This window comes from Pseudoalteromonas sp. MMG024 (assembly GCF_021654175.1).
Taxonomy (GTDB): domain Bacteria; phylum Pseudomonadota; class Gammaproteobacteria; order Enterobacterales; family Alteromonadaceae; genus Pseudoalteromonas.
This window is the reverse complement of the sequence record NZ_JAKFZO010000027.1, coordinates 23,671-44,773: the sequence shown is the minus strand read 5'-3', so window position 1 is coordinate 44,773 and position 21,103 is coordinate 23,671. Positions and strand designations below refer to the sequence as shown.

Genomic DNA, 21,103 nt, shown 5'->3' with positions numbered 1-21,103 from the left:
GTTTGCTTAGCGCAAACCTTGTGCTTTGCTACTAGAGATATCAGCGCATGCGCTAATTCTTTGAGGATTCAGAAAAAGGACACGGAGGAAGTTGATAAATTACTTCTGATACTACCTGAGCCATAAGGAGCTGCTCGTCAGCGCGCACACCATTAACTGGCGTTAAAATCACTGAGTCGACTCGTTGTCCGGTGATCACTTCAGCAAACACTAGTGCTGTTAAGTATTTACCCAATGGCGCAGCGTGATTACCATCGCTAGCATGCAGCCTAAGATTAGGCATTAACTGCAAAACACTATCCCAAACAAGGCCTACCGGAGCAAGACAACTCGCTTGCTTGGCAACAATATCGGAATGCAGACCATAAACATATTGGGCTTCTGTTGTGTCGCCACGTTGCGGGTGCTCAGGAAATAATATCGGCATCACATTAAGCTCCTTTGCGTTGGCTATCCATTTTTCTGCCGCCGTAGTTGAATACGTTGTCTTACGTGATTGCGAATATTTTTGCCCTTGCAAAATAATGTGCGTCCAGTTGCCGTTTTCTAGCGCTTGAGTTGCACTGCTACTTCGAATGCTATCATCTAAAAAACCACTACCAATAGTTTCAGATACTGTCTGTTTTTGGGGAGTTAACTGAGTAATCACTTTATTAATATCAGCGCCTAGCCCTGCAACATGGCTATTGCCCGTTATTGCAACGCGGTACGAATTAACACTTTGATTGTTAGGAACTTCGCCGTTGTATTTAGGCTTAAGTTGCCAGTTTATATCATCAATTGTTTTACTAATGTCATCAAATGATTTTGGTGAATCTGAGCATGCAACCAATGCACATGAAAACATTAACCCAAATAATGCACGCATGTTAGTTCTCCAATGCCATACTCGATTGGTAAATTTCGTAAAGCGCATCTGATAAATAATCTGATTCGTGAGGCACGGTGAACAACTTAGAGAATGCTACAGGTGTCGCACACTGTTGCCAACTATTGGTAACGGTACCACTGCTGTCAGTAGTGACCGCAGGGTGAGTTATTTGTTCAAATTGCGCGGCACAACCGTTAATACTAAGCCAGTGATTAATCGTATCCTCTACACTTTTAATGTTACCACTGGCGCGGCCATTAACCGGCACTTCCATATCTGTTGGGCTATGTAGATGATGAATTGCTACTGCCGTGGTGGTTGAGCATGCAGCAAAATCACCACGATATTGCCCCGCCAATGCAACAATACCAACTAACTTTTCAGGAATGTGACACGCTAAGGTATAAGCCATAAAACCACCCGCAGAATAACCGAAGATACGTGCTTTATCGCCTTCAACTGTATAATTGGCATGAGCGTAATCAATTAAATTGGCGATGTAATTGCTATCATCACCGATGTTAGCATCTGTATTGCTATCCCACTGCCATGCGCTGCCATTGCCATTTGGACTAATGACTAAGTACCCTTTTTCTTCAAGCATGTTTGCATTAAAAATATCGGCTACTTTTGCCATATATCCCGGCGCGCCATGTAAGGTAATAATGAGCCCTTTGTACTCTTTGCTCGTTTCGCCAAAAATTAAATTCTGGCGGCCATCGACACCAACACATACTGCACCATCAGGAATAGCTTGTGCAGCACATAAGCTCGGCCCATTTGAATTATTTTCACTCACTGGGGTTGTTGTTTTACTGCTGCCACCACAACCCGAAATTAAGCAACTTGCTAGCACTGCGATTTTTGTAATTTTTCTCATTATTTTATCTCAATCTGAAGTTCAAAGACCGCCTTAAAACTATGTAAAAGCTGTTATTGTTGCTTAATTAAGTTATGATAATTTGATAATGAAATTATAATAACTAGTAAAATCATAATGATAGAAGGTTCATTTAGCTTCGATGCTATTCAAGTTAATACGCAAACAAATACCCTAACCATCAATGGAAAGATGACTGAATGCGAGCCGAAGTTATTTGAGTTACTGATTTTTTTCTGCCGTAACAGCCAACGAGCCTTATCGCGTGACGAACTAATTGAACATGTTTGGCAAGGCCGAGTGGTGAGTGATGCGGCTGTAAATCGCGCAATTAGTCAGCTCAGAAAATTAATTGAGCCCGAACCAACAAAGCCTATTTATATTGTAACAGTAAGCAAAGTGGGATATCGCTTTGCGGTCACACCCAGTGCATTAACTTCAACTTCGCCCGACAATGAAGTTAAGCAGCCCCCAGCTACACGTAAAACTAAGTGGCTAATTGGCTTAATTGCGATGATCGTGCTTATCATTTTATCGGTGGTTACTTTTTTAAGTAAACCCAATCACCAGCTCAAATTAACGAATCGTCACGTACTGACAGAACAATTAGGCATGACGTTTAACCCTTATTTTGACGAGAGTTCACAAACACTTTACGCCCTGCATAAAAGCAATAACGCTGCAATCAGTAAGGTAGTGAAGCTCGAGCAAAACGGCAGCTTAGCGCCCCTTTTAAACGATAATTTCTATTACACCGATGTAGTCGCTAACGGCGATTTTCTGTATTTGGCAAGGCTTTCTAATTTAACTGAACGACAATGCAACATTGTTGAATTTAATTTAGTGACGCGGCAGCTAACTCAATTACTTTCGTGCGGTACCAGTGTTGTGACCAATATGGCGCTCGATAGCAATAATCGTTTAGTTTATGCCTATCGAGAAAGTGCCTCGGCACCTTATAAATTAATGGCGTTTAATATTCGTACCGCTCGCCAACAACAATTGAGCTTTCCTGACAATAGCGGAAACAGTTTGGGGCACCGCATATTTGCTATCAGCAACAATCAACTTGCTTATATAAATTACCATGCAAATAAACCCGATAGATTAGTGATTAAAACGCTAAATGATTCTAAGTCACTCTTTGAAGTACCCTTAATTGATCACGTGCAATCATTAAGCTGGTTTAATGATATTTTGCTTATTTCGGCAAAAGATGGGCTGTATCAGTTTAATCGCGAGCAAAACACACTAACCCAGCTAGATTACTCTGATACCTTTAACCGAATTTTTGCCAGTAAAGACGTGCTTTTTGCCGAGCACTACGCCGTAATCTCAAACCTTTATCACATTACCGATAATCAAGCGCCTCAAGCCATTACCAAACGCCAAGCCAGCATTTTACAATTTGCACCATCCCCTACTAACGACCAACTCGTTTACGTTGAATCACTCAACGGTAAGTTGAGCATAAAACTGGCTGACAAACACACCAGCAAAACCCTTAGTTTTGACAATACCATTGAGTATGTCGGTAATATCGCATGGTCATTTGACGCAACTGCGCTTGTTGCCAATATTAACGATCAAATTTATCGCTACGATATGACAAAATCACAATGGCAAAAGATAAATCACACATTTGATACTATTCACTTTGTTGGTTTTAATGCTGACAACCAACTGTTTGTGAGTGCTGAGCAAAATCAAGAGTGGAATATATGGCAACTCTATTCGGCATCAAGCCAAGCCAAACAAATTACCTTTAATGGCGGCTACAGTTTCTACTTTGCTGAAAGTACTCTTTATTACAGTAAATTTAGTCAAGATGGTTTATTCGCTCGTGCTCTCGTAACAAATGAGGAAAGGGTGCTAGTTAAAGATTTTGCACTATTACAGTGGCGCGATTGGCAGTATGCGAATAACAGCATTGTTTATCGCAGTAGCCTTGGTTACAAACGGCTAGATTTAGCGTCTAAGCAAACGACTAGCATCAACTCATTGGCAAAATATGGTCGTAATTTATGCCGTCAGTCTAACGTCAATCAGCAGTTTTTTTGTGCATTACTGGATAACCAAATCAGCCAAATTTGGCAGATTGATATCAGCGAAAGCAAGCACTAAAAAAGGCAACCTGATGGTTGCCATTTGAGAATGGGTTTGGTTTAGATAACCTCACCTCGGGATCATAAAGTGTTGGTTAACTTCTAACCCTAAGTTTAGGTTAAATATGGGTTTAGGTTAGTTACATGCACCTTCATCTTGCCATACATCCCAAGGGCCTGAGTTTTGCTCTGGGTTTGCACCTTGGGTCCACCATTTAGCTGAGTACAAACGACCATTGTAAGATGCTTGCTCTCCAGTTAGAAACACTGTGCCGGCACTCCATGCAACCACACCGTTACAACCTGCGCCAGTATCACTGCTTACAACTACTGATTGGCTTTTTGAGTTACTTAACCCTTCACTATCAGCAACTGTTAAACTTACGGTATAACTGCCCGCTTGCGCATAACTATGGCTCGGGTTGGTAGCGTTACTCGTTGTGCCGTCACCAAAGTCCCATGCATAACTTACAACGCTTTTATCGTCTGTAGCGGTTTGGCTAAACGCTACAGTTAATCCAGTTGCACTAAATGTAAAGTTTGAAACAGGCGCTTGATTTACGTTGCCATCGCCACTGCATTTACCTGTGTTTTTCCAAACATTAGTATACACATCTGGCTGCGCCCCTGTTGACCACCAAGTTGCTTCGTATTGATTGCTTTGATAAGCCACTTTATCGCCCACTTTATACGCTTTTGACGCCGACCAATTCGCTAGTCCGTTACATCCACCGCTTGAACCATCACTAATTGTGACGATGCTTGATTTACGATTAGTTTGGCCTTTAGTATCGGTAACCGTGAGGCTTACGGTGTAATCGCCAAACGTATTGTAGGTATGGCTAGGATTTTGGCTACTGCTAGTCGCGCCATCACCAAACTCCCATGCGTAACTGGTTATGCCTTTGTCATCAGTCGAGCTATCAGAAAATTGTGCAGTGTTGCCAGAAACTTGTACCGCAAAATTGGCAACAGGCTTTGCATCGCCTGTACCGCCGCCACAACTGCTACTCGCTAAATAATCATACGCCGCTTTGGCTTGCACAATACCATAGCCATAAGAGGTATCGCGTCCTGCTGCACCTTTATCTTTTGCCGTTGTGTTTAACGCATCACGAATTTGCTGGTTAGAACAGTTTGGAAAGTGGCTCCATACTAATGCTGCCACGCCTGATACATGTGGCGTAGCCATTGATGTACCGCTAATGCTTTTGTAGCCACTGTTGATCCATGTTGAATTCACACTCACACCTGGCGCAGCAATTTCTACTTGGCTGTTATATTGTGAGAACGATGCTTTACTTTCACCGCTATTCACCGCAGCAACCGATACCACTGCATCGTACGACGCAGGATAACTCATCGAACTATTTCCGTCGTTACCTGCTGCTGCAATATGCAACATACCTTGCGCATAACTGTTTGCAAAGGCTTGGCGCTCAGCACTTGATTGACCCGAACCACCTAAGCTCATACTGGTCACATTGGCGCCCACTTGCTGACATTGCTCAATCGCACGAATTAAATCAGAACCGTAAGCCCAGCGCCCTTGATCGTTAAACACTTTAACAATATGAAGGCCTAACTGATTAGAAGGATTTACCCCAACGACGCCTTGGCCATTTCCGCCAATTGCCGCAATAGTACCCGCAACATGCGTGCCATGGCCGTTACCATCGTTATACCAGTTACCAGTATCATTGCTGCCATAACCATCATTACCTGTGATGCCGTTTGATGGTAAGTCTGGATGACCCAATTGATAACCGGTATCCATAATACATACTTTGCGATTACCTGTGAGGTTGTCACTTAGCTGATTCGCCTGCACCATACCAATACCGTAAGGGGTGCTTTCGGCAAGTAAGTAGCGTTTTGGATCAACCTCCACCGATTGCACATCACTGCGATTCAATAATTGCTCTCGCTCAGCTTGAGTTAATTTAAGTGCTACCGAATTAGTGCTAGGTAATACATGAATTGCCTGAGACGTAACACTGCTAGCTAACGATTGCAGTTTATTAAGCTTAAAAGCCTGTTGTTGCTGTGCATCTGCTGTAACCGGTAAACCCATTTTCAGTGAATCAGATTTAAGGGTAACAATAAATCGCTCTGAACTATCGGTATCAAGCGACACTTTATCCGCCGCAAGTGCTGTGCCTGCGAAGGTACTGCAAAGTAATAAAGCCTGTGTTGTTTTATTAAATTTTGCTTTCATAACGTTTGCCTTTTTGTTGTTGTGAAGTCACGCAAATAGTTAACAAACCATTTACAACATTCAAAAAAGCAGAAAAAAGACAGCGTTGTCAATTTTAATTATCAATGTAAACAAATGAAAATAAATGCAAAAGCTGGCACGTAAAACTGGCTTTACAAGGTGAGATAATGTTTATCTGTACCGATTAAAGGGTTTAAAACGAAGAGCAAAAACTCTACCCAATTCAAATGTAAATTTATTGTTACTTTGGATATAGCAAAATCATCTTTTAAACACTTTTTAGGTACAAAAATAATCTATTAATAATCAAGTGAACGTCCAGCTTAGATTATCAACGATTTATCAAAACACGTATTATGCCGTTCGCAATTTAAATTCGCCGTTATTCATTTTTCAGCAATACAAAATAACTGACCGACTAGTATGAACCCATCAACAGGAAGCATACAGAGGTCGCCATGACATATTCAGATTATCAAACAGTTCAACCCCGTATTGCATACGCCGGTTTTTTTAGACGCTTTGCCGCACTTATTTTAGATGGATTACTTTTTTCACTGGTAATTGCCGCATTCGCTTTTACCTTCTTCGATGATTATTTGCCATGGACGCCACTAAACTTCTTCGACTTTAAAGAGTTTATGAATCACGAAGTACTGCCTTTTATACTTACCGTAATGTTTTGGGTATATAAAGCAGCAACCCCAGGAAAAATGGCAGTAGACAGCAAAGTAGTTGATGCCGAAACGGGCGCGAAACCAACCGTAGTGCAAAGCATTATTCGTTACGTGGGTTACTATGTTTCAGCGTTACCGCTTGGTTTAGGATTTATTTGGGCAGCCATTGATGAGAAAAACCGAGCATGGCACGACTTACTCGCCGGTACTGTGGTTGTAAAACACGCATAGTAGAATAACTTAACGAACCTGAGTTCAGGTTAAATATAAAAAGACTTCCTAATCTTGGCCCGCGTTAAGCGGGCTTTTTTATTTTCCTTTGTAAATGGAGCCAACTAAAAAGAAAAATACCCGCGTATAGATAACAGGCATGATTAACAAATCAAATTTGATTACAACTCAAACTAATGCTAGGTTATTTTTAATGCGACAAGCTAAGTGGCTATTGGTTTATGAAATTAATATATGCACTCTTTTTTACTTTTTTTTGCACGCACACTCATGCTAGTACAATATCAAAAGAAGGCTACTATACAATAAAATCCTTAGACCAATATTGTGTACCACAATGTAAAGAATTACAGATTAAAAACTTAGAAAACAATTATAAATTAAATATAAAGGACATCATTTCATCTGAGGTTACGATATCAGGGCTAAGTAATGGCCACTACACTGTATCAGTAACTAACGCAAATAATAAACACGTTCCCATAGATTCATTTTCTGTTGAACACTACTCGCTTTCTGAAGTGTTCCCCTTATTAACACTCGGCTTTTTTATGCTTTGTACTCTAATTATAAATATTAAAAATGGGTACAACAAACAGCAATGAGTGGTACACACTTTTCAAGTCAAACAGCATTCTTGATATTGTTCTGCTTCTCCTTTATCTGGATACTGTGGGCTTGGTTTATTGGCAGAAAACTAAAAACATCCGATGAATTTGCAGTCGCAGGACGCAACGTAGGCTTTGCTCTAGCAACAGCTACTACCATGGCTACGTGGGTAACAAGTAATACCACCTTAGTTGCTCCACAATTAACGTATCAATTTGGTATATGGGGAATGGTCGGTTATAGCTTAGCTTGCTTAGGGCTAATTTTCTTTGCACCGTTAGCCCAAAAAATCAAAGCCCTAATGCCTCAAGGCATCACAAGCGGCGACTTTATATACCAACGCTTTGGCAAGCTAACTTGGTTTGTCTTTATCGCTATCTCATTTTTCTATGCCCTAGGCTGGTTAGTCAGCCTAGGTATGGCAGGCGGCATTCTTCTTTCAACTCTCAGCCCCCTTAGTTATCACACTGGCGTAAGTATTATTGTTGTTGTATGTGTAAGCTATACCTTATTGGGTGGCTTGCGCGCAGTTATTGCTACAGATTTTTTACAAACATTAATAATTATCTGTGGTGTTACTTACATCGCTTACAAATGCTTGACTGATATTGGCAGCAGTGAAGTTTATCATTCGGTCTCATCCACGCAGCCTGAACTTTTAAATTTGCTTTTTCCTGCAGCTTTATTGTTTTTGTTTAATAATATCTTTTTTGGGATAGGTGAGATCTTCCATTCTAATGTTTGGTGGTCCCGTGCATTTGCTTTTGCTGATGGTGTGGGAAAACGCTCTTTTATATTAGCAGGGTTACTGTGGCTACCTATCCCCATTGTCACCGGTTTTATTGCATTATCAGCAAATTCGCTCGGGATTTTTCCTTCCTCACCTGACATGGTTGGGCCATTAGTTGCGTCAAAAATTCTGGGAGCCTCAGGGGCTATTATTGTTTTTATAATTATTTTCTCAGCCCTAGCATCAAGTATGGATTCATTATTGGCTGCAACTTCAGATTTATTAAGCAACGATGTATATAAAAAGCTGATGATGCCCAACGCTTCAAGTCAACAGTTATTATCTGTAAATCGACTAATGATATTGTTATTGGGATTGGCCACTTGGTCTCTATGCTACCCTAAAATAGCCACGCTTGGTGCGCTACTCAATTTTACCGGCGCTTTTGTGGCATCAACTATTTGGCCTATTGTGTATGGATTGTTTGGTAAAACACTATCAGGTAATGGTGCGTTTACAGCAATGATAATGGGCACTATCACAGGCCTAATTTGTTATTTTCAAATTGGTTTTTATACCGCTGCAATCAGCTCTTGTTTTATTTCGTATTTTATTTGTATTTACTTTATGCGTTTTAAGGCGATTGCTTTCCAATGGCAAACTGATAAGGAGTAGGATCATGTATATTACTGAAATTGCGCTGTATTGCATGATTTATACAGCTTTAACAATAACTGCTATCAGCCCTTTAGCTTTGCTTTATTTACTCTTTAAAGACATCAGAAGTAGACACTTATGGTAAGTAACGAACTCAACAAAATTATTCAGTTTAATCGCGAAAAGCCAGATGTATACGGCAATGCACATCCTAAATATTTACTGCGTGCAATAATGGAAGATGGCACACCGCTAGAAGATCTTGCCAACCAGCATATTTATTCTGCAGAACAGTTTAGCCGTGAAACATTGTTGCAACTGTTTCGTTTAGCCGCAAAATATGAGGCTAATCCTGATCGCTTTTCAAATTCATTACAAGGACAGATTCTTATTTCGGCTTTTTATGAGCCTAGCACTCGAACGCGTTTATCATTTGAAAGTGCATGGCACAGACTAGGTGGCGATATTATGTCTATTACGGATCGCTCCACTACGGGTATCGCAAAAGGCGAAAGCCTGCGTGATGTCGCGGAGATGTTTAATAACTACGGCGATTGTGTCGTACTAAGAGATTCAAATGAGCAATCAGTAAAAGAAATGATGGATGCATTAAGAATCCCTATTATCAACGCCGGTAATGGACTCGATGAACATCCAACACAAGCACTTGCAGATCTTTATACTATTTTTAAGTGGCGACCTGATTTATTAGATGATGTCCCCTCAGAGCCGATAGATCTATGTATTATTGGGATGCCCTCAAAGATGCGCACTGTTCGCAGCTTGCTAAAATTAATTATTCCATTCGCCAACGCATTCCACTCGATTACAATTATTGCAAATCAAGATGAACAGCAAGTCTTTTCTCAAGGACAACAAGAACAAATCGAACAAGCTGGGATCAGACTCAAAGTAACGGGTGCATTTCACGAAAGTATAAAAAACAAAGACGTGATTTATATCAATGCGATTGCTTGGGAAGACGATACATTTAAAGAGTATGGGAAACATTTTCAGCTAAATAGTCAATCACCGCTCAAAAAGTCATCAATCATTTTACATCCGCTGGCACGTGGCGAGGAACTCTGCCCAACATTAGATAAAACACCACATAATTGGTACTTTGCACAAGCCCGAGGGGCTGTTTTTATGCGACAAGCCTTACTAACTTGCCTTGTTTTAAGAGCAAAACGAGTGCTCGACATTATTTAAATTTGGAGAAGTATATGTGTGGAATTGCTGGCATATTCAACGCCAACAAAAACGAATCTATTGACTCACAAACACTCGTTAACATGGCTGCCATTCAACACCATCGAGGACCTGATAACTTCGGATACTGTAACCCTGATGGGTTAGGTGTTGGTATGAGTCATTCGAGGTTATCCATTATTGATTTAAACGAAAAACGCGGCAAGCAACCTTTTTATATTAATAATCAACTTATCTATGCACATAATGGAGAGTTTTATAATTTTCAAAATATTAGAGCCGACTTAAGTGCACAAGGGCACCAATTCAAAACAAAAAGTGATTCTGAGGTTGTTCCGAAGTTATTTTCTGCTTTTGGAATGGAAAAAACCTTAGCGTATCTACGTGGTGAATTTGCCTTTTCCCTTTATGATAAGCAATCTGACACTTTATATTTAGTTCGCGATCGCTTTGGCATTAAACCCTTGTATTGGACACAAACAGATGATGAGATTATTTTTGGTTCTGAAGTGAAAGTGGTGCTTTCACACCCCAGAGTAAACGCTGAAATTGACACTGAAGGCCTTTTTCATCAATTGATTCAAGTTATGGTACCTGGCACTACTGCGTTCAAAGGAATTAATCAAATTGAGCCAGGACACATGCTAAAAATAACGCGTGCCAACGGGCAATTTCATATCGATACGATTAAATATTGGGATATGAATTTTCCTGAAAATACCTTAAGACCTAAAAAGTCAGATGAATTTTATATATCAGGCGTACGAAAGCACCTCATTGAAGCGGTTCAATTACGCCTAAATGCGGATGTCCCAGTAGGCTGTTATTTATCCGGTGGTATTGATTCATGTTGTATTTTAGGACTAGCATCATCATCATCTCAAACACCACTAAAAGCATTCACTATTGCTTTCGATAGCAATGAGTATGATGAAACGCCTATCGCAAAAGAAATGGCCGACTCGGTAGAGTGTGAGCATGAAATATTGTCTCTAGATGCAGATTTACTTTACGATAACTTTGAGCGTACTATATGGCACACTGAACGAACTATTTATAATACTTTGGCCGTCGCTAAATTGATGATGTCGCAACAAGTTCGACACGTAAATTATAAGGTAGTACTTACTGGTGAAGGTTCAGATGAATTATTTGCAGGTTACCCTGCATTTAGAAAAGATATGTTTTTACATGGACTCGACGGTATAGATCCACAACAGGCTAAAGAGTGGCAACAAACTCTAGAGGCAAACAACACGCTTTTTCAAGGCGCTATGTTACCAAAAGATGAATATACCTGTCCTGGACTAAACGATAAAGTAGGCTTTACACCAAGTTGCTTACAACCTTGGTTAGGATGCCGAGATGTAGCCAAAAAGCTAATTCATAAAGAACGTCAAGCTGAATTAAAACACTACGACCCCGGTGTCGCTATCGCTGACAAACTAGACAGTCAGTTTCTTCACAATCGGCACCCTCTAGATAAAGCTCAATATGTTTGGATTAAGACGATGTTAGAAGGACAAATTCTAACTTGGGGGGGCGATCGCGTAGATATGGCCAATTCGATGGAAGCAAGACCTGCATTCTTAGATCACAAATTAGCCGAGTTTGCGACACTGATCCCTCCTGAAATGCGTATTAAAGGTAACCGTGAAAAGCATGTTTTACGAGAGGCTGTAAAAGGTGTGATCCCAGAAACACTTTATAACCGAGAAAAGTTTGCATTTATGGCTCCCCCTGCCCATACAGATCAAGATAAATGGAAAAAACTTAAAGCACTAATAGCAAAATATGCTTCACCAGAACAATTGGAAGAAGCCAAACTCATAGACTCGGAGTACCTCGATCATCTGATTAGCCGACAAGAGAGCCAAGACACTACTGATGCTGAAAAAATTCAAAATGATGCACTACTAAATCATGTGTTAGGCATCATGATTTTACACAAGCATTTTATTATGAATAACCTCACTGAAATTGCCTATGATAAAGCTCGGTCTCTTGGCTGGAGCGTTTAGAGGTAGTGTGAAATGAAAGAACTTAATTGTACATGGATCTTCTTTTATATTGGCAAATCTGCGTTTATTCATCCGGTTGAGTCTGTAAAAGAAGTAATCGAATTTAAACCACCTCAGCCGGTACCAGGTAGTGAACAAAGCCACTTGGGTATTATTAGCGTCAGAGGTGAAATCATTTCAATTTTTAATGGCTATTCATTTGCCGAAAAAAGCTCGGATAAGCAAATTCAAGCTAATCACATTATGCTCGTTGAAACTAAAGAAGCTAAAATTGGAATAACCATCAATGCAGTACATGGTGTTATCAATCTTAATCCCGATGATATTGAACTATTGGATTCAAACTCTCCTTACTTAATTGGCACTTATAAAATAGACAATACCCTGATGACAGCAGTAAATTTCGCAGTTTATCAAGAAGGCAAATGCTAGCAGCTCATACTGACAATTTAGTAGTAAAACATCCTAATAGCGCCCTTTAGCAGCAAATAGACTTCCTAATCTTGGCCCGCGTTAAGCGGGCTTTTTTATATGCTGCTGTAAAAAGCGAATAAATAAATCGAGCTTCGAAGGCAGCGCCCGATTATGACCATAAAGCGCCCAAATTCCTTCTTCTTTATCGCGATAACTCGGTAATACTTCAACCAAATCGCCCCGCACTAATGCGTCGCCAACGTAATAATCAGGCAGTTGCGCAAGCCCTAAACCACTTATTGCAGCATCTAATAAACTCACGCCTGAGTTACACTTTAATCGCCCGTTTACGCGAATATTGCGCCCCTTTCCTTGTTGTAAAAACCGCCAATATTGATTACTGCCAACCAAGCATTGATGCATGGCAAGTTCAGATAAGGTATGTGGCTCGCCATGGGTTGCAATATAATCAGGGCTTGCACAAACAAACATTTGCCGTGTTGCGAGCTTTTTTGCAATAAGGTTTGAATCATTTAGGTGACCTAAACGAATAGCAACATCAATACTGCTATCAATTAAATCGAGTTTTTGGTTGGTTAACACTAAGTCGACTTCAATTTGCCCATGCAACGCTAAAAATTCGTTCACCAACGGCGCAATATAGCGCTCTCCAAAGGTAACCGGAGCGGTGACGCGAATTTGCCCGCTAATACCGTGCTGAATATTACTCACATTAAGCTCTGCCAGTGCTAAGCCTTCCACCAGCGGTTTACAGTCATAATAATATTGCTGCCCCATTTCGGTGAGTGACACTTTGCGCGTTGTCCGTTGCAATAGTTTAACGCCTAAGCGTTGCTCTAATGCTTTGACTTTACGGCTCACATTAACCACAGAGCTGCCTAGTTTATCTGCTGCCGCGGTGAAACTTTGTGTTTCTGCCACCGCAACAAATTCACTTACCCCAGTCCAATCCATTCTTTTTTATCTCATCGCTATTCTGAACACATTATTACATATATGAAATAATAATTTTCAATTTAGGGTAATTATCTTTTAATAAGAAATAAATAAACTAGTTACCAACAAAGTAGCAAATGAACTAGCCTTAATAGCTTCAGCTAGTTCGTCAAATCACATATGGGAAACATATTATGGCGTTAGATCTTAAACCAGGCCAAACATCAATAAAATCAAAAGCTGCGGTAGCTTGGGCAGCAGGCGAACCATTAAAAATGGAAGAAGTGGACGTACAACTACCAAAAAAAGGTGAAGTACTTATTCGCATCATTGCAACGGGTGTTTGCCACACCGATGCATTTACACTTTCAGGTGATGATCCTGAAGGTATCTTCCCATCAATTTTAGGCCATGAAGGTGGCGGTATTGTTGAAATGGTTGGCGAAGGTGTAACAAGCGTTTCAGTAGGCGATCATGTAATCCCCCTTTACACCGCTGAATGTGGCGAATGTAAGTTCTGTAAATCGGGTAAAACAAACCTCTGCCAAGCAGTACGTGAAACACAAGGTAAAGGCTTAATGCCAGACGGCACGACTCGTTTTTCACTTAATGGCGAGCCAATTTACCACTACATGGGTTGCTCAACTTTCTCTGAGTTCACAGTACTGCCAGAGATTTCTCTTGCAAAAGTAAACCAAGAAGCACCACTAGAAGAAGTGTGTTTACTAGGCTGTGGTGTTACGACCGGTATGGGTGCAGTGCTTAATACTGCAAAAGTTGAAAAAGGCGATACCGTGGCTATTTTTGGCCTAGGCGGTATTGGTTTATCGGCAATTATTGGTGCTCGCATGGCTGGTGCAAGTCGCATTATTGGTATCGATATCAATGAATCAAAATTTGATTTAGCAAAACAACTTGGTGCTACCGATGTGATCAACCCACAAAACTTTGATAAGCCAATTCAAGAAGTAATTGTTGAAATGACTGACGGTGGTGTTGACTACTCATTTGAGTGTATCGGCAATGTAAACGTAATGCGCCAAGCACTTGAGTGCTGTCACAAAGGTTGGGGTGAATCAGTGATTATTGGTGTTGCCGGCGCGGGACAAGAAATTTCAACACGTCCATTCCAACTTGTTACAGGTCGCGTATGGCGTGGCTCTGCATTTGGTGGCGTGAAAGGTCGTTCAGAATTACCTGGCATTGTTGAACAATACCTTGCCGGTGACTTTGGCCTACAAGAGTTTATTACGCATACCATGTCACTTAATGAGATTAACGAGGCGTTTGAGCTAATGCACAAAGGCGAAAGCATTCGCTCTGTAGTGCATATGGATAAGTAGTTTAAATTCACCGCAATTTTAGTTAAAGCGCCCGACAAATGTTAGGCGCTTTTAAAAGGAAACAACATGTCATTAGAAGTGATAAGTAAAGCCAAAGTGTGTGGCGGTTGGCATAAACAATACAGCCACAAATCTATCAGCTTAAATTGCGACATGCGATTTGCCCTATTTTTACCACCAAATGCATCAGCAGAAAGCCCTGTTCCCGTTCTTTATTGGTTATCTGGTTTAACCTGTACAGATGAAAACTTTATGCAAAAAGCGGGCGCATTTAAAAAAGCTGCTGAACTTGGCATTGCAATTGTTGCTCCTGACACCAGCCCCCGAGGTGACGATGTTGCCGACGATGAAGGCTACGACTTAGGTAAAGGCGCTGGCTTTTATCTCAATGCGACACAAACGCCGTGGGCAAGTCATTACAAAATGTATGACTATATTGTGAAAGAGCTACCCGCGTTAGTGGAACAGCACTTTCCGGTTACTCAAACAAAATCGATTTCAGGCCACAGCATGGGTGGACATGGCGCGTTAACTATTGGCCTTAAAAACCAAGAACAGTACAGCTCTATCTCAGCGTTTAGTCCCATTACAAACCCAATGAATTGCCCTTGGGGACAAAAAGCGTTTACACAATATTTAGGTTCGAATAAAGAGTCTTGGCGCGAGTACGACGCATCTGAACTATTGGCAAGTGCTCAATCAAGGTTACCTATATTGGTTGATCAGGGTGACGCTGATAACTTTTTGCAAGAGCAACTAAAGCCAGAAAACCTGATTGCTGCTGCGAAGCAAAGCAATAGTGAAATAGCACTTCGTATGCAAGCTGGGTACGACCACAGTTACTTTTTTATTCAAAGCTTTATTGACGAACACATTGCGTTTCACAGCAAATATCTAAAGGCGTAGATATTTTGGCTTAAAACGTAATGACTAAAAAGTGCAAGCTAGCTTGCACTTTTTAATTGCGAACGCAGTGAAATATTTTTGAGCCACCCCCCCAGCGCTGGGAAAAACATCACCAAAACCAACACACCATCTGTAATAATAATGGTTGCCGAATAAAGCATGGCAATCCAATCGACACTGCCTTGTTCAACTACCATGTAATATCCATTTACCAAGAAATGAGCTGCGCCGTTATAGAGCAATATCATCACCATAATATCGACAACATCCAAAAAAGGGTTGGCTTGTTTGCACATGCGCTGCACCACTAACATCACTAAAATGGCGGTTAAACTATCGAGCAGCGTATAGCTTACCGCGATGGCACGAAAACTATCGCCTTCATCAAAATTTCGATAAAAGCCATTTACCCCGGCCATTAACAAGTCGGTTGATGAATATGACAATGCAACAATAGCAAATGCAAAACACACAAATTTAGGGACTTGCTGTTTAAGGTATTTTAAATAGGTTAAGCCCGCAGCAAGTAACATTAGCCAAGAATACAGGGCCGCAATTTTGCTGCCAAACGCAACATTATTCTCGCCAACACCGAATATAGACCAATACCAATCAACAAATGATTCGTACACAGCTACAGCCCTTTAGGTTTTTGACTTTTGTTGTATTTTACGCGAGTGGTAAACAATACAAACGCAATATACCAACTGAAAAACGCCAGAATAAACACCACCAACAGGGCCGGACTAACCGTATCTATCATATTATAAACAACTACTTTATTGCGTTAAGAGAAAGGAAAGTAGCGTTATTGTATCACTTGCGATTGACGTTTAACAAAAGCAAGCAGCAAATATTGAGGGCTGTGGTTGAGCACCAATCGTTCGAAAACCTCATCAGGTATATGCTCAAGTCAGAAGCGATAAGTAGATTTAAAATTATAGTGTAAAGGCCCAAAACTCAGTTTCAATACGTCAAACTGAGTTTTAGTTGGCGGTTTCTAACTACTTGCATACCCGCCACAACTTATTATGTGTGGGGTTTGCACATTCGGTTGATGCGAAGATGTAACACGATTAGTTAGTGACAATACATTGATTTTTCCAGCTTGCGGTGAATCATCTAACGAGTAGCAATAACCATTTTCAATAGCGAGCATCTCATCAAGCGCAAACAAAAATGGCAGTTTTTCTGGAGTTGAATAATCAATAAAGTGGCGTTGACAAGAATACTGCCACGTACGTTGTAAGCTTGCATCAACGTCTTGGCTATTTGTCGATGTCGATATAGGTGTGTGATGTAGAAATCGAACAAATGCTTTTTTACAGAACGTTTTATACTCTCGCGTGTGTAATATGAACGCATGCCACGCAAGATCAACCGCTTTTGATGGCATTGCAACTGGCTGCCCTTTTGCCATGTGACAAATCAAAAAATACTCGCGTAAATTCGCTAAAACTAGTTCACACTGCTCATCAGAAAGCGAACTATACTTTGCACGCAATGTTTGCTTAATTGCGCTTGGAAATTCAACATGCTCAATATATTTTTGCTGACTACTTTTAGAGCCAATCACAAAATATAAGGTACTGATAATACTAAGCAACATACAAATAATAATAAATGCAGACATAACGCCTCAAACTGCTTTTTTAAAACTACGAAAGGTATAGTACTTATATTATTAACCTAATTTACATAAAAAGTAACAACTATTTTACTTTTAATTGTAATGAACTAATTACAATTAAATTTATTATTTAAATTCAATACGTTAAATAATTGCAAAGTGGCGTTTTTGAAGCGTTTACACTTATACAACGCATAAAACGCTGTTTGTGTAACTGTATGTGAAATGTGTTTAGCGTGGTGTAACAATCACGTAAGCGGTATCGCTAGGTGGTCATAGATGACAACAAATTTAGCGTGGTTTAGGGCTATCACAGTGCCAACAAAAATCAAATGCTGCCCCATTTAGCTCGGTACAGTGAGTACATTGCCAATCAGGTTGTGTACTCTCTAACGTGATCTGTGCCACTATCTCTTTCGCTTGCTTCACTTGAAACTGCGAAGCTACCCAAACCTCGGGCCATGTCTCAAAACAAGGAATTTCGCCACGCCCACCCGCTGCATACTGATTTTTAATTTGCGTTTTAATACCCGCATTTTGCAATGCAGTACTTACATTAACCACTAAGGCCAAATTTTCATGAGTGTATACAAGTGTCATTTAATTTCCTTTTGCATTGGCACGCAACGCAGCACTGCACCGGTTGGCGATTCATAGTTGCGTGGCGTATCAGCAATAAAACCATAGGCACTATAAGCATTTACCGCATTTAGTGTGGCGTCAAGAAATAGCTTTGTTAAACCGTGCGCTTTTGCTTTTTGCTCTAAAAAAGTCAACATAGCGCGCGCTAATCCCAAACCAAAATGCGACGGCAAAACAAATATGCCATCGATTTGCCCTGTCGTAAGATCTACTTTACCCGTGCCGACAATTTCGTTACCCATTTGTGAAACATAAAATGAATTTACAATCATATCGGTGATCACTTTATCGGCGCTGACGCCGGTCCACAAATCAAGTTGTGTGCTATCATATGCATCTTTACAGCCAGCCAAAATTGCTTGTTTTCGTACATTAAGCACTGCTGTAACATCCTGATGTTCGGCTTTTCTAATTATGACTGTCTGTTGCAATTTAACGATTCCTTTATCAGCTTAAGAAAATAAAATGACCTACGAGCAAGCATTAAATCAACTCATTACCTACGGCAGCGATATTAATAATGCATATCGTGTACTTGCTCAACAAACACAGCAACAAATCTTGCCGTTAAAAGTTTATAAACAGCACCTAAAACATGCGCTTAATTTATATATCTCAGCGCAAATTGATGACGATGACTTAATGCTGTGGGCTACCGTACTAATCAATCAAACAGCAATCGATACCAATGAAATCGACGACTTTCTTTTTGCGCTAACTAACGATGACATGATGGGTGGAATTTCACCTGCGTCAATCAAAAAAATGTATTCACTTATAAAGTGAATACCACAAACTTGATTTACATTATATTGTTTTTACAAAAAAGCAGATAAACTACGGATTATTCATAACTTACAAAGTGTTCTTATGCGAAGCAAGGGACAAATTAAAAGCGAATTAATCACAATTCCAATACTACTGGTTGCCATCGTTTTGGTAATTGCCGGACACTTTATTATGAAACCCATTTTTTACGATAAAGCGTGGGCAGAATACAGTCTTGCAGCACTGCCGTTTTTAATGTTTGCATTGGTTATTTTAGCGTTTAAATTAGCACTAAAAAACGACCAAAAAGAAAGCGATAGCGAACAACCTTAAATGTCAGTACAACTGCCGTCATTTACCACAGCGAGCATTCCCAATGCGCCACGCGCTATCGCAAAAGGCAGCTCATTAGCCGACCTACTAAACGATAACGCCATTTGCTTTCTGGCGCGCAATATCGAACTTGTCTATGGCGAATTTAATAGCACGCAGTTTGTGGAAGCCTGTCGTTTAGCACCGAGTGATTTGGCATTAATGGCAAAAGGCCAATTTATCGCAGCTACGTTGCATCAATACCTTCCCGCACATTACCAAACTGCGATTGACATTTTATTACGCACTTTGATTGATGCTGACGAAAGCTCAGAAGAATTCGGACTGGCGGGTTTTTATTACTTACCTTTTAGCTTTTACATCGCAAACTACGGCTTAGATGCAAAATACAATGATGGAAGCGACCCGTTCGATGTATCAATGCAAGCGCAATATCAGCTTACTCAACGTTTTAGCGCTGAGTTTTGCATTCGGCCTTTTTTAATAATGCAACAAGCGCGTACCCTTGAAACCCTGAATGAATGGCAATTTGATAGCAACCGACATATTCGCCGTTTAGTGTCAGAAGGTACTCGGCCAAAGCTACCGTGGGGAAAACGATTACCTGCGATTATTAGCGATCCAACACCCATAATCCCCTTCTTGTGCCATTTAAAAGGCGACTCCAGCTTGTACGTTAGGCGCAGCGTAGCCAATAGTTTAGGAGATATTGCCAAAGATCATCCCGAGCTAGTTTTCGATCTGCTTGATTCTTGGGTAGGTTCAGCTAACACTGAGCTCAAATGGCTTATTCGTCATGCTGTTCGTTACTATGCCAAAAAAGATCATGCTCGCGCACTGGCACTAAGAATTGCCGCTAAATAACACGCACCTTTGCTCATTAGCTATATTAATTGGTTCAAATAAGTTCTTTTCGTTGGTGACAACTCGCTAAACTCATTTATAGTGATGAGCTTAATGCCAGAGTTAGAGGTTTTACAATGGATCAGATTACGTCGCTGCTTAACACTATAAATTCAGAATGTCGAAGCTTGTTTGGTCAAGGCCAAGTTGCAAATTACATTCCTGAACTTGCCAAAATTAAACCTCAGCAATTTGCCATGGCGGTACTCACTGTCGGTGGTGAAATCTACACTACTGGCGATGCCAAAACACGCTTTAGCATTCAGTCTATTTCAAAAGTATTAACCCTTTCGCTCGCACTGCAACGCTATGGCGAATCACTGTGGCAACGTGTTGGCAAAGAGCCATCAGGCACTGCGTTTAACTCGCTTATTCAGCTTGAGATGGAAAACGGCGTACCGCGCAACCCATTTATTAATGCAGGCGCGCTTGCCGTATGTGACGCGCTACAATCACGTGTAAGTGCCCCATTGCATCATTATTTAGAAACGGTGCGTCAGCTCTCAGGCAACAGTAAAATCAATTTTAATAAGTCAGTTTCAAAATCAGAGTTTAAGCACCGTTTTCGTAATGCCGCAATGGCTAACTTAATGAAGTCATTTAATAACTTTGATAACGATGTAGACGCCGTGCTCAGTAATTATTGTAAATACTGCGCCATCGAAATGAACGTAGTAGAACTGGCTAAAACATTCAGCTTTTTGGCCAATAAAGGGGTTTCACAAACCACAAAAGAGACCTTTATTTCACGTAAGCAAAACTCACAAATGAACTCTTTAATGTTTACCAGCGGTTTGTATGATGCAGCAGGCGATTTCGCTTATCGTATTGGTATGCCAGGTAAATCAGGTGTCGGTGGTGCAATTTTAGCCGTGGTACCTGAGCGTTACACTGTGGTGGTATGGTCACCTGAATTAAACCAATATGGTAACTCGGTGGCTGGCTTACATGCCCTAGAGCTATTTGCAAAAGAAATGGAAATACAGCTTTTTTAGG

The 21,103-nt window shown here is 40.6% G+C and carries 20 protein-coding genes; 12 read left to right on the top strand and 8 right to left on the bottom strand.

What is annotated here, in order from left to right:
- Positions 1 to 52: 52 nt before the first annotated feature.
- Together L1068_RS19285 and L1068_RS19280 are read right to left on the bottom strand one after the other, a co-directional pair.
- Positions 53 to 868 (bottom strand): hypothetical protein, encoded by an 816-nt coding sequence (locus L1068_RS19285; protein ID WP_237131524.1) that lies wholly within the window; start codon positions 866 to 868, stop codon positions 53 to 55.
- A gap of 1 nt (position 869) precedes the next feature.
- On the bottom strand, positions 870 to 1,751 hold the full coding sequence (locus tag L1068_RS19280; RefSeq protein WP_237131523.1) for a prolyl oligopeptidase family serine peptidase: 882 nt from the start codon (positions 1,749 to 1,751) through the stop codon (positions 870 to 872).
- Between the two features lie 117 nt (positions 1,752 to 1,868).
- Here L1068_RS19280 and L1068_RS19275 point away from each other — a divergent pair, with 117 nt between their 5' ends.
- Positions 1,869 to 3,875, top strand: coding sequence for a winged helix-turn-helix domain-containing protein (locus L1068_RS19275; protein ID WP_237131522.1), 2,007 nt, complete (start codon positions 1,869 to 1,871; stop codon positions 3,873 to 3,875).
- Positions 3,876 to 3,992: 117 nt separating this feature from the next.
- Here L1068_RS19275 and L1068_RS19270 read toward each other — a convergent pair whose 3' ends face one another.
- On the bottom strand, positions 3,993 to 6,074 hold the full coding sequence (locus tag L1068_RS19270; RefSeq protein ID WP_237131521.1) for a S8 family serine peptidase: 2,082 nt from the start codon (positions 6,072 to 6,074) through the stop codon (positions 3,993 to 3,995).
- A gap of 458 nt (positions 6,075 to 6,532) precedes the next feature.
- Here L1068_RS19270 and L1068_RS19265 point away from each other — a divergent pair, with 458 nt between their 5' ends.
- The 5 genes from L1068_RS19265 (at position 6,533) to L1068_RS19245 (ending at position 12,643) form a co-directional block, all read left to right on the top strand.
- Positions 6,533 to 6,982, top strand: coding sequence for an RDD family protein (locus L1068_RS19265; RefSeq protein ID WP_237131520.1), 450 nt, complete (start codon positions 6,533 to 6,535; stop codon positions 6,980 to 6,982).
- Positions 6,983 to 7,583: 601 nt separating this feature from the next.
- Entirely contained in the window at positions 7,584 to 8,996 is a 1,413-nt protein-coding gene (locus L1068_RS19260; protein WP_237131519.1) for an urea transporter, read from the top strand.
- A gap of 120 nt (positions 8,997 to 9,116) precedes the next feature.
- Positions 9,117 to 10,190 carry an aspartate carbamoyltransferase gene (locus tag L1068_RS19255; RefSeq protein ID WP_237131518.1) on the top strand — a complete coding sequence of 358 codons (1,074 nt, stop codon included), beginning with the start codon at positions 9,117 to 9,119 and terminating at the stop codon, positions 10,188 to 10,190.
- Positions 10,191 to 10,204: 14 nt separating this feature from the next.
- Positions 10,205 to 12,211, top strand: a complete 2,007-nt coding sequence (gene asnB / locus L1068_RS19250) for an asparagine synthase (glutamine-hydrolyzing) (RefSeq protein ID WP_237131517.1) — start codon at positions 10,205 to 10,207, stop codon at positions 12,209 to 12,211.
- A gap of 12 nt (positions 12,212 to 12,223) precedes the next feature.
- On the top strand, positions 12,224 to 12,643 hold the full coding sequence (locus L1068_RS19245) for a chemotaxis protein CheW (protein WP_237131516.1): 420 nt from the start codon (positions 12,224 to 12,226) through the stop codon (positions 12,641 to 12,643).
- Positions 12,644 to 12,724: 81 nt separating this feature from the next.
- Here the strand turns inward: L1068_RS19245 and L1068_RS19240 are convergent, their stop codons facing one another.
- Positions 12,725 to 13,600 carry a LysR family transcriptional regulator gene (locus L1068_RS19240; protein WP_237131515.1) on the bottom strand — a complete coding sequence of 292 codons (876 nt, stop codon included), beginning with the start codon at positions 13,598 to 13,600 and terminating at the stop codon, positions 12,725 to 12,727.
- Between the two features lie 176 nt (positions 13,601 to 13,776).
- On the opposite strand from L1068_RS19240, the gene L1068_RS19235 reads away from it, so the two are divergent.
- Both L1068_RS19235 and fghA read left to right on the top strand, forming a co-directional pair.
- Positions 13,777 to 14,925 (top strand): S-(hydroxymethyl)glutathione dehydrogenase/class III alcohol dehydrogenase, encoded by a 1,149-nt coding sequence (locus L1068_RS19235; protein ID WP_237131514.1) that lies wholly within the window; start codon positions 13,777 to 13,779, stop codon positions 14,923 to 14,925.
- Positions 14,926 to 14,991: 66 nt separating this feature from the next.
- The gene (fghA, locus tag L1068_RS19230; protein WP_237131513.1) at positions 14,992 to 15,831 is read left to right on the top strand and encodes an S-formylglutathione hydrolase; all 840 of its coding nucleotides are present in this window, start codon (positions 14,992 to 14,994) and stop codon (positions 15,829 to 15,831) included.
- Positions 15,832 to 15,869: 38 nt separating this feature from the next.
- Here the strand turns inward: fghA and L1068_RS19225 are convergent, their stop codons facing one another.
- From L1068_RS19225 to L1068_RS19210, 4 genes are all read right to left on the bottom strand, one after another.
- Complete coding sequence (locus tag L1068_RS19225; RefSeq protein ID WP_237131512.1) at positions 15,870 to 16,463, bottom strand: hypothetical protein; 594 nt, start codon at positions 16,461 to 16,463, stop codon at positions 15,870 to 15,872.
- Positions 16,464 to 16,831: 368 nt separating this feature from the next.
- A complete protein-coding gene (locus L1068_RS19220) occupies positions 16,832 to 17,464 on the bottom strand; it encodes a hypothetical protein (protein WP_237131511.1) in 633 nt (210 codons plus the stop codon).
- Between the two features lie 288 nt (positions 17,465 to 17,752).
- Positions 17,753 to 18,061: a DUF2007 domain-containing protein gene (locus L1068_RS19215; protein WP_237131510.1), complete on the bottom strand. Its 309-nt coding sequence runs from the start codon at positions 18,059 to 18,061 to the stop codon at positions 17,753 to 17,755.
- A complete protein-coding gene (locus L1068_RS19210) occupies positions 18,058 to 18,534 on the bottom strand; it encodes a GNAT family N-acetyltransferase (protein WP_237131509.1) in 477 nt (158 codons plus the stop codon). Before L1068_RS19210 ends, L1068_RS19215 begins: the two co-directional genes overlap by 4 nt.
- Positions 18,535 to 18,568: 34 nt before the next feature.
- Here L1068_RS19210 and L1068_RS19205 point away from each other — a divergent pair, with 34 nt between their 5' ends.
- The 4 genes from L1068_RS19205 to glsB all read left to right on the top strand — a co-directional run bounded on the left by L1068_RS19205 (position 18,569) and on the right by glsB (position 21,102).
- Positions 18,569 to 18,889: a hypothetical protein gene (locus tag L1068_RS19205; RefSeq protein ID WP_237131508.1), complete on the top strand. Its 321-nt coding sequence runs from the start codon at positions 18,569 to 18,571 to the stop codon at positions 18,887 to 18,889.
- A gap of 84 nt (positions 18,890 to 18,973) precedes the next feature.
- Positions 18,974 to 19,204, top strand: a complete 231-nt coding sequence (locus tag L1068_RS19200) for a hypothetical protein (RefSeq protein ID WP_105172516.1) — start codon at positions 18,974 to 18,976, stop codon at positions 19,202 to 19,204.
- Entirely contained in the window at positions 19,205 to 20,068 is an 864-nt protein-coding gene (locus L1068_RS19195; RefSeq protein WP_237131507.1) for a DNA alkylation repair protein, read from the top strand.
- A 116-nt stretch (positions 20,069 to 20,184) separates the two neighbouring features.
- Entirely contained in the window at positions 20,185 to 21,102 is a 918-nt protein-coding gene (gene glsB / locus L1068_RS19190; RefSeq protein ID WP_237131506.1) for a glutaminase B, read from the top strand.
- Position 21,103 lies beyond the last annotated feature (1 nt).

What these genes read in the sequence shown, in the direction of transcription:
- L1068_RS19285 (WP_237131524.1), bottom strand. Translation starts at nt 868, where the DNA reads ATGCGTGCATTATTTGGGTTAATGTTTTCATGTGCATTGGTTGCATGC.
- L1068_RS19280 (WP_237131523.1), bottom strand. Translation starts at nt 1,751, where the DNA reads ATGAGAAAAATTACAAAAATCGCAGTGCTAGCAAGTTGCTTAATTTCG.
- L1068_RS19275 (WP_237131522.1), top strand. Translation starts at nt 1,869, where the DNA reads ATGATAGAAGGTTCATTTAGCTTCGATGCTATTCAAGTTAATACGCAA.
- L1068_RS19270 (WP_237131521.1), bottom strand. Translation starts at nt 6,074, where the DNA reads ATGAAAGCAAAATTTAATAAAACAACACAGGCTTTATTACTTTGCAGT.
- L1068_RS19265 (WP_237131520.1), top strand. Translation starts at nt 6,533, where the DNA reads ATGACATATTCAGATTATCAAACAGTTCAACCCCGTATTGCATACGCC.
- L1068_RS19260 (WP_237131519.1), top strand. Translation starts at nt 7,584, where the DNA reads ATGAGTGGTACACACTTTTCAAGTCAAACAGCATTCTTGATATTGTTC.
- L1068_RS19255 (WP_237131518.1), top strand. Translation starts at nt 9,117, where the DNA reads ATGGTAAGTAACGAACTCAACAAAATTATTCAGTTTAATCGCGAAAAG.
- asnB (WP_237131517.1), top strand. Translation starts at nt 10,205, where the DNA reads ATGTGTGGAATTGCTGGCATATTCAACGCCAACAAAAACGAATCTATT.
- L1068_RS19245 (WP_237131516.1), top strand. Translation starts at nt 12,224, where the DNA reads ATGAAAGAACTTAATTGTACATGGATCTTCTTTTATATTGGCAAATCT.
- L1068_RS19240 (WP_237131515.1), bottom strand. Translation starts at nt 13,600, where the DNA reads ATGGATTGGACTGGGGTAAGTGAATTTGTTGCGGTGGCAGAAACACAA.
- L1068_RS19235 (WP_237131514.1), top strand. Translation starts at nt 13,777, where the DNA reads ATGGCGTTAGATCTTAAACCAGGCCAAACATCAATAAAATCAAAAGCT.
- fghA (WP_237131513.1), top strand. Translation starts at nt 14,992, where the DNA reads ATGTCATTAGAAGTGATAAGTAAAGCCAAAGTGTGTGGCGGTTGGCAT.
- L1068_RS19220 (WP_237131511.1), bottom strand. Translation starts at nt 17,464, where the DNA reads ATGTCTGCATTTATTATTATTTGTATGTTGCTTAGTATTATCAGTACC.
- L1068_RS19215 (WP_237131510.1), bottom strand. Translation starts at nt 18,061, where the DNA reads ATGACACTTGTATACACTCATGAAAATTTGGCCTTAGTGGTTAATGTA.
- L1068_RS19205 (WP_237131508.1), top strand. Translation starts at nt 18,569, where the DNA reads ATGACCTACGAGCAAGCATTAAATCAACTCATTACCTACGGCAGCGAT.
- L1068_RS19200 (WP_105172516.1), top strand. Translation starts at nt 18,974, where the DNA reads ATGCGAAGCAAGGGACAAATTAAAAGCGAATTAATCACAATTCCAATA.
- L1068_RS19195 (WP_237131507.1), top strand. Translation starts at nt 19,205, where the DNA reads ATGTCAGTACAACTGCCGTCATTTACCACAGCGAGCATTCCCAATGCG.
- glsB (WP_237131506.1), top strand. Translation starts at nt 20,185, where the DNA reads ATGGATCAGATTACGTCGCTGCTTAACACTATAAATTCAGAATGTCGA.